Below are 8,123 nucleotides of genomic sequence, written 5' to 3'. Positions count from 1 at the left end.
TTGATCCTGTAACAGGAAAAAAATATTATACCAATATGTTTATCAAGAAAAAACCATAAACATTAGTAAAAAAAAATAGTTTGATTGTTGTTTTGTTTGATTTTGACAGATCGAAAAATCCCGAATATTTCGGGATTTTTTATTTGAAACCTAATCTAACTTTCAGTTTTAAGAATAATAAAGCGATGGAATATGCATCGTCCGAAGCTGTATTTCTCTCGCTTTGCGGAATTTTATAATGCTTTATTAACTCATCCAATGAAAAGGATTTATTAGTAATGTCCATTAATTTTTGATGCATAATTTCAACATCTAAAGCTTCATTTTTTAACTTCCCACATTCCATTTTTTCCAAAACGTAATTGATCATTTCAATATCAAAATGAATTCGGTGTCCCACTAAAACAGCGTTGCCAATATAATCTATAAATGACTGAATGGCTTGCGATTCTGCTAATTTTATTAATTTACTTTCAATTAAAAATTCATTAGACATTCCGTTGTCATGGAGGTATTTATACTGTAGAATAACTACTTCAAAATTATCTCCAATGCGAATAACATCATTTATAACCGCTGTTGCACCAAAAGATAAAATGACATCTTTTTTTGGATTTAAACCAGTAGTTTCCGTGCTTAAAATGACGTATCTATTGGACTTGGTTTCGAATTTAGCCAAATATAATTTCCAAAATTCTGGATAATCTTTATTTATATTTTTAATCCAATCAAGCATAATTATGAGAATTGTGTTAATTGAAATTTATCTTTTATTAAATCTTCTAATTCTTTCATTGGTGCGAAAGCGTTTTTTAATTTTTCTTTATCCACTTTAGAGAGTTCCTCAACATTAATGTAATCTCCACTGGTATCATTCTTTAATCCTTCTAAAGTTCTAAACTTTGATAAAATTAAGAAGGCATCGGCGCAATTTAAATAGATGTCACAATATTTCGGATCGACGATAGCCAATTGTTTAAAACGTAAATAGGTGTTGTTTATTCCACGTAAATTAAGACTTATTGCAAACAAGCGCGCCGAATCAACTAATGGCATGATAGCTCTGTTTTTTATATCGAATTTACCTTTGTTTTCACCTTCTTCTTCTAAATTGAATTTCTTGAAAAAGTTGATGGGAGCATTTTTTCGCAACGCATCATTACCTAAATAGTCGAAGAATAAAGCATTATTTTTAGCATTGTTAAAAATCAAATCGTTGAGTGCATCTTCAATTTTGCTTTCGCCAAAAACAATTTCATAATCAAAAAAGATACTACTAATGTCATTCGATTTTTCTCCAGGAGTTTTCATCCAGTTATTGTATTGTTTTATCCAGTCGGATAAGGATTTGCACCAAAGCATGTTACTTGCCATCTGACCGTTTGGACAAAATTGATACCCAACTTTTTCTAATATGGTTGTGGCTCTTTTTGCCAGTTTTAAAAAGTAATCTTTAACATTTCTGTAATTTTCGGCTGCAACATCTTCAAAAACTAAAAAACTATCTTGGTCTGTTAATAAAAATTGTTCTTTTCTACCCTGACTTCCTATACTAAACCATGCGAATCGCGCTGGAGGTGAACCTAAATCAAGAATAGCCAGTTCGATAGAACGTTTTATAATAGCAGTAATAATTTCTCCTGAAATATTATAAATGTGTGGGAGTGGAATATTTTTAGCTATCGAGGTTTGTATCAATTCGGTTAGTTTTTCACGAACTAATTTAAGTTCTTTTGGAGACAACGAACGTTTTATTTCTTTGATTAAAACTCCCGGATTATTGGCTTGAGCAACGATCAAATCATGTTCTGAAATTACTCCTTTAACATCAGATTTATCAGAACCATCAATGGTAACGCACAAGTGAGTGACATTATGTTTTAATAACAACAGCTGGGCTTCGGCGACCGAAACATTCTCTGGAACCGTAATCACTGGGGACGACATTATTTTATCCATAGTAGCAATTAAAGGAAATCTTCCGTTGGCAATTTTTGATCTAAAGTCAGAGTCGGTGATAATGCCAATAGGGAAATTTTGTTCGGTGATAATGGCATTATCCATTAAGTTTTCCGACATCAGTTGAGCCACATCTTTAGCAATAGCTGTGTCACTCACTTTTAAAGGTGTTTTATTATAAGCGAGTGACTGAAAATATTGGATTTCATTTTGTTGATTTTCTCCATAAACATTATCTGTTAAAAGTCTTCCGCGATTTTCTTTATCAAAAGGGTTTCTAGTGTTGGTGGCAAAACTTTCTAACAAAAAATCCAAAACTTGAGGATTTTGAGCAACGAATGGTTTAAAAGAATTGATGGGGATAGCATATACAATGCTGTCTTCACGAGATTTTGCAGTCATCATATAATTGTTTTTGGCAAAAAAGGGACGTAATCCAAAAACATCTCCAGGGTAACATTTATTTAATAATGTTTCTTCGGCATCTGCAATTACTGAAAGATTGATTACACCCGAAGCTACAACATAGAAACTATCGTGCAGTTTATCATTAATTTGAAATAAAATTTTATGTTTGTCTAAATTTATGACGCCAATACTGTTGGCAACTTGCGTAAGTTCATCATAGGTTAAATAGTTAAACGGTGCGAATTCCTTCAAAAAATTGGCAATATTTTCGGCGATTGAATTACTCATTAGCAATAAATGTATTGGTACAAAAATAACAAAGGTTTAGATAAGTAGTGGTCTATTCTGAAAAAGATTTTAAAACTAAATGTCAAAAGGATAGGACCTTATTTTACAATATCTATTTTACATAATATAAATTATAGTTCAAATAATAAAGTTTTGTTTATAGTCAATACTAACGATTAAATCATTGACTTATAATAATATAAACTGCCTTATCTATTACATTAATTTCTAAAAATTTAATTCCCTAAATAATTTACCAATAGCTACAGTTAATTTAGTTTTATAATCTTCAATCAACCACTCACGGTAATTTTTACTAGTTTTCCCTAAACACTTGACATATCTGTTTAAACGACTTTCTATATCATTTCCTAAGAGTTTAGAAAGCATTCGAGCTTGATTTAAATCTTTTGAATTTTCATTGCACATTAAAGCATGTTGATAAATTGATTTCTCAAGCACCTCTTTGGAGCGTTTATTTAGCCCAATCACTCTTTTGAATTCTTCTTCAATATCAATGCTTATATCGGTCGTTTTTGCAAACATTTTTCTTATGTTGTCGGGCATTACATATTTGAAATTATTTTCAATTTCAGCATCTTCTCTTAAATTTTCCAAATAATATTCGGGCGATTTAAAAATATGTTGCCAATCTACGGCATCATTCCACAAACCGAATCTTAATGCATTATTTCCTAGATCAATAACAATAAAATTATCTTTATGGGGTAACTTTCGAGAACCACGTCCAATCATTTGAAAGTATAATGTCAACGATTTCGTGGCGCGATTTAGTATGATACTTTCAACCGTTGGTTCATCAAAGCCCGTGGTTAATATTCCCACCGAAGTCAAAATAGCATCTGGAGTTTTTTTAAACCAATGTAAAATATCTTTTCTATCTTCGGCTGATGTAGTATTATCGAGATGTTTTATGGGAAAACCTGCTTCTTTAAAAGTTTCATAAACGTATAGCGAGGTATGAATTCCGTTATTAAAAATTAACGTTTTCTTTCCCAACGATTTTTCAATATAAGAATGTAATAGTTTTTCTTGCATCACCATGTTCATGTACAAATCATCAGAAGATTTTACAGTATAATCTCCATTAATTCCTACTTTTAATGAAGTCAGTCCTACATCATAACTGTATGTAGTTGCTTTAGCTAAAAAACCTTTATCAATAAGGGATTGAATAGTATCTCCTACTATTAATTCATCATAATTGTTATGCATGGGCAACTTAATATTCGAACTCAAAGGTGTTGCCGTTACACCTAATATGAAAGAATTTTTGAATTGGCTAAACAATTTTCGAAACGAATTATAATGGGCTTCATCTATAATGACTAAACCAACATTGTCAATCATCAGTTTTTCATCGTTTAGACGGTTTTTTAAGGTTTCAACCATCGCTACAAAACAAGAATAATCCTCCTGATCGGGCAATTCTTTGATGTTGCTATTGATAATTTTGTTTTTGACGTCAAATCCTTTAAGCATTTTAGAAGTTTGCTTACAAAGCTCAATTCGATGTGTTAACACTACAACTTTTTTGTTATGCTGTGCTAAATAACGTCTGACTATTTCTGAAAATATGACTGTTTTTCCGCCACCTGTAGGCAACTGATATAAAAGATGATAATCACTTGCAGCGTTATCTAATCGCTCAAAAATTTTATCAATATCGCTCTTTTGGTACGCGTAAAGTTCCTTTTTCTCTTCAATTTCGGAAATAAAATCTTTTTGAGACATAACGATTTGTACAATTTTGCAAAAATACATCTAAAAAAGAGTTGTCTCCAAAAATTAAATAGTTTATTTACAAATTTAATATTCTAATCGTTCCACTACAGCTGTGAATTCGGATTGATTAGGCCAGTTCTGGTTAATTGTTGCTTCTTTTATAGCAGTCACTCTACTGTGAAATTCATTCAAAATTCCGTTTTTAATCAAGAAACTGACCGTTTGTTGAAATGATGTGAGCATACTTTTAAAAAATAGTTCTTGTTTTACAACTCTTTCTGAAGAAAATGTTTGAGCAATTTCAATAGTATAAAGCATCACATCAGCAATCATAAAAATGTCAACGCCAAGCAAAATAAAATGTTTTATGAATTTTTGTGCTACTGAACGCCGCATTTTGGGTCTTTTACCTTTTATAGGATAATATTCGTAGGTGATTTTAGATTTTGCATCTTTAACCAAATTATTTTCATTGGGATTAAAAACAAAATCATAATAAGTTTTTACCTCTTTAAACTTTTCATATATATCAACTAATTGTTCTTCTAACTTAACTTTGTTGAGTTCCTGGAGGTATTTTTTTAAATCGCGTTTGCTCATTTTTAAGATTATAAAAACAAAAGTAACTGCTTTTTAAAGTACTTTATGAATGTAATTATTTAATTTTGTATCAAATTAAACACACAATGATTAAACTTTTTAAATTCGTTGCCATTTCAGAAGGTATATCTTATTTAGTTTTATTTTTCAATATGCTAATTATTAAGCACAATAATATTGATTTGTATAAAACTTTGTTGTTTCCAATAGGCTTGGCTCATGGCTTACTTTTTATTAGTTATATAATTTTGGCATTCCAAATCAAAAGCAGTCAGCATTGGAAACTGAAAGATTTACTCATTGTACAAGTCGCATCTTTGCTGCCGTTTGCTACTTTTTATGTAGAAAAAAAATATGTAAAAAATGCATAAAATTGTCGTAAAAATATTTGGTTGGTGTTATCCAATTTTTAAAAAATGTGATTTTGGAGAAACACTTTCTGCATACTTAAGTTTAGCAGTAAATATTCTTGTTTTAGGAATTTTATCGTATATAATTTATCTTGTATTCCGATTTTTTTTAGTGCGAATCATGGTTGCTGTTGCACGAAGAACCAAAACCAAATTTGATGATTTATTGGTTTCTAATAAAACAGCCAAATACATTGCGCATTTAATTCCGTTATTATTTATCTACAAAAGCGTTCCCATTATTCTGAAAAACTTTGTGTATTGGGAAACTGTATTCGGAAAATTAGTTGCCATTTACATAGTGATACTAACTATATGGATAATTAAAACCGTGTTACAAGCACTGCGAGATCATTTAAAAACAAATGTTTCTTATAGCGACAAGCCCATTGACAGTTACATTCAAGTAATAATGATTGTTTTGTGGGTTTTTGCATTCATTTTTATAGTTTCCAAAGTTTTTGACATAAGTACTGTAAAGATGATGGGTACCTTTGGAGCTGTCTCTGCTATAGTTTTGTTAATTTTTAGAGATATCATTTTAGGATTTGTGGCAAGTGTTCAAGTTTCATTAAACGATATGGTTCGAATTGGTGATTGGATTACGTTTGATAAATTTGGTGCCGATGGTGATGTAATTGAAATTAATCTAGCAACAGTAAAAGTTAGAAATTTTGACAATACCACAACAACGATTCCCACTTATAGCATGATTTCAGATTCGTTTCGAAACTGGCGCGGAATGCTGAATTCAGACGGACGACGAATAAAGAGACATGTTTTGATAAAAGTCAACAGCATTCGCTTTTTAAATGAAAATGAAATGCACGAATTAAAAAAAATTCAATTAGTTCATAGTTATATCGATCATCGTCAATCAGAAATTAACAAGTATAATGAAACCCATCAAGTTGACAAATCACTACTAATCAATGGAAGGAATATGACCAATTTTGGTTTGTTTCGAAAATACATTACACAGTATTTAAGTCAATATCCTGGTTTAAACAGGGAAATGATATTGCTTTGTCGGCAGTTACAGCCTACTCCACACGGAATTCCTTTAGAAATATATACGTTTTCCAATGATAAAAAATTTGAAAACTACGAATATATCATGTCAGATATTTTTGATCATATATTTGCTTCTATTTCGTATTTTGACTTGGAAATATATGAAATGCCTTCAAGTAAAAGTATTTATTCAGAATAATTTCTTTCATTACATACAATAAAATGTAAAAAAATTGGTTATTGGTAGGAAACATTTATATTTGTACCGTTTTAATATTTTATACATTAATTACTAATCAAAAAACATGAAGAATTATCTACTATTATTGGTGACAGTTTTTTGTATCGCTTTTTCTGCTAATGCTCAAAAAGCAACAAAAAATAAAAAAAATAAAAAAGGGGATTTAGAACTCATTGCCGCTCAACCTGATAAAGAATTGGTTGGAGAAAAATTCAACAGATGGTCTGTTGAAGCTGATTTTGGTCAAGCTAAAGGTTCAAAACCATACAGTAATGATACACCCAGTGGCAGTTATTATGCAAACAATCCAGGTAAATTTTTTGGTGGTGTAGATATTAATCATGTAGGTTTTGGTGCGAGATATATGTTTAGCCCAAAATTTGGTGTTAAAGCAAACTTTAACTTTGACAATCTCCAAAAACAATCTGGTTCAGGAAGTTTACCTTTCCAAATGCAACATGTTCAGTTTTCCGGAGAAGGAGTTGCGAACATGATACGATTGTTTGACATTCAAAATCAAGCAGGTCGCTTTGGATTGTTATTTCATTTTGGTTTTCAAATTTCGCGTATGCAACCTCAAATAGGTCCTTATAAAGATATTCACGAATGGAATGGTGGAATTGTTGGTGGATTATCACCACAGTTCAGAATATTTAAAAACGTAAGTGTATTTGCTGATTTTGTGGTTAATTCAAACGTTAGACAACATTACAACTGGGATGGTCAAACATTTTCAGATCCAAAAAATAACTTAACGGGAAGTTTATTTAGAACGACTTTAGGAATTTCAGTAGCACTTGGAAAAGGAAAAATACATGGAGATTGGGCTATTATTAGAGATAAAAATGATAAACGTCTTGACTCCTTAAATAATAAAATTGGAGAAATCGAAAGTTTGATGAACGACAGTGATAAAGATGGTGTGCCTGATTATTTAGATGCAGAACCAAATTCGATTGCAGGTGTAGCTGTTGATACTAAAGGTAGAATGGTTGATAAAAATAATAATGGTGTACCAGATGAGTTAGAAAAATATGTAGCCAATTCTATAGCTACAAATAATAATGCAACTTCAGTCGCTAGTGAAAACGCGGTATTAAGACTTATTAACGAAGGTTATATTGCAGCTTATTTTGAATCGGGTAAATCACAACCAAACGCTTCATCGGCAAGCAATATTGGATTTATCTTAAATTATTTGAAAAATAGTCCAGATAAATCTGTTGAAATTACAGGTTATGCAGATGAAATTGGCTCTACTGCTGATAATGATAGATTAGCAGGTGAACGTGCTCAAAATGTTAAAGCTATATTGGTAAAAGCAGGAATTAGCGAATCAAGATTAAATATTATATCTAAAGGCGAAGATGCTTCTGTAAATAAAAACTCTGATTATGCCAGACGATTAGTTCGAAAAACATTATTCAAAGTCAAATAATAATTAACAATTAATTATT

General features: G+C 30.8%; 7 protein-coding genes. 3 read left to right on the top strand and 4 right to left on the bottom strand.

What is annotated here, in order from left to right:
* Positions 1 to 139: 139 nt before the first annotated feature.
* The 4 genes from Q0Q96_RS04960 to Q0Q96_RS04945 form a co-directional block, all read right to left on the bottom strand.
* Entirely contained in the window at positions 140 to 736 is a 597-nt protein-coding gene (locus Q0Q96_RS04960; RefSeq protein ID WP_293872128.1) for a 3'-5' exonuclease, read from the bottom strand.
* A 2-nt stretch (positions 737 to 738) separates the two neighbouring features.
* Positions 739 to 2,655, bottom strand: a complete 1,917-nt coding sequence (locus tag Q0Q96_RS04955; RefSeq protein WP_293872127.1) for a DUF294 nucleotidyltransferase-like domain-containing protein — start codon at positions 2,653 to 2,655, stop codon at positions 739 to 741.
* A gap of 228 nt (positions 2,656 to 2,883) precedes the next feature.
* On the bottom strand, positions 2,884 to 4,410 hold the full coding sequence (locus Q0Q96_RS04950) for a DEAD/DEAH box helicase (protein ID WP_293872126.1): 1,527 nt from the start codon (positions 4,408 to 4,410) through the stop codon (positions 2,884 to 2,886).
* 75 nt (positions 4,411 to 4,485) lie between these two features.
* Positions 4,486 to 5,001, bottom strand: coding sequence for a DUF6155 family protein (locus tag Q0Q96_RS04945; protein ID WP_293872125.1), 516 nt, complete (start codon positions 4,999 to 5,001; stop codon positions 4,486 to 4,488).
* An 86-nt stretch (positions 5,002 to 5,087) separates the two neighbouring features.
* Here Q0Q96_RS04945 and Q0Q96_RS04940 point away from each other — a divergent pair, with 86 nt between their 5' ends.
* The 3 genes from Q0Q96_RS04940 to Q0Q96_RS04930 all read left to right on the top strand — a co-directional run bounded on the left by Q0Q96_RS04940 (position 5,088) and on the right by Q0Q96_RS04930 (position 8,104).
* Positions 5,088 to 5,372 carry a DUF3817 domain-containing protein gene (locus Q0Q96_RS04940; protein WP_293872124.1) on the top strand — a complete coding sequence of 95 codons (285 nt, stop codon included), beginning with the start codon at positions 5,088 to 5,090 and terminating at the stop codon, positions 5,370 to 5,372.
* Positions 5,365 to 6,624: a mechanosensitive ion channel domain-containing protein gene (locus Q0Q96_RS04935; RefSeq protein WP_293872123.1), complete on the top strand. Its 1,260-nt coding sequence runs from the start codon at positions 5,365 to 5,367 to the stop codon at positions 6,622 to 6,624. Before Q0Q96_RS04940 ends, Q0Q96_RS04935 begins: the two co-directional genes overlap by 8 nt.
* A 106-nt stretch (positions 6,625 to 6,730) precedes the next feature.
* Positions 6,731 to 8,104: an OmpA family protein gene (locus Q0Q96_RS04930; RefSeq protein WP_293872122.1), complete on the top strand. Its 1,374-nt coding sequence runs from the start codon at positions 6,731 to 6,733 to the stop codon at positions 8,102 to 8,104.
* The last annotated feature ends 19 nt before the right edge of the window (positions 8,105 to 8,123 follow it).

Source organism: Flavobacterium sp., from assembly GCF_025352015.1.
GTDB lineage: Bacteria > Bacteroidota > Bacteroidia > Flavobacteriales > Flavobacteriaceae > Flavobacterium.
Note: the sequence above shows the minus strand (reverse complement) of the source record. Positions and strands in the feature narration are given on the sequence as shown.

What these genes read in the sequence shown, in the direction of transcription:
- Q0Q96_RS04945 (WP_293872125.1), bottom strand. Translation starts at nt 5,001, where the DNA reads ATGAGCAAACGCGATTTAAAAAAATACCTCCAGGAACTCAACAAAGTT.
- Q0Q96_RS04960 (WP_293872128.1), bottom strand. Translation starts at nt 736, where the DNA reads ATGCTTGATTGGATTAAAAATATAAATAAAGATTATCCAGAATTTTGG.
- Q0Q96_RS04930 (WP_293872122.1), top strand. Translation starts at nt 6,731, where the DNA reads ATGAAGAATTATCTACTATTATTGGTGACAGTTTTTTGTATCGCTTTT.
- Q0Q96_RS04940 (WP_293872124.1), top strand. Translation starts at nt 5,088, where the DNA reads ATGATTAAACTTTTTAAATTCGTTGCCATTTCAGAAGGTATATCTTAT.
- Q0Q96_RS04955 (WP_293872127.1), bottom strand. Translation starts at nt 2,655, where the DNA reads ATGAGTAATTCAATCGCCGAAAATATTGCCAATTTTTTGAAGGAATTC.
- Q0Q96_RS04935 (WP_293872123.1), top strand. Translation starts at nt 5,365, where the DNA reads ATGCATAAAATTGTCGTAAAAATATTTGGTTGGTGTTATCCAATTTTT.
- Q0Q96_RS04950 (WP_293872126.1), bottom strand. Translation starts at nt 4,410, where the DNA reads ATGTCTCAAAAAGATTTTATTTCCGAAATTGAAGAGAAAAAGGAACTT.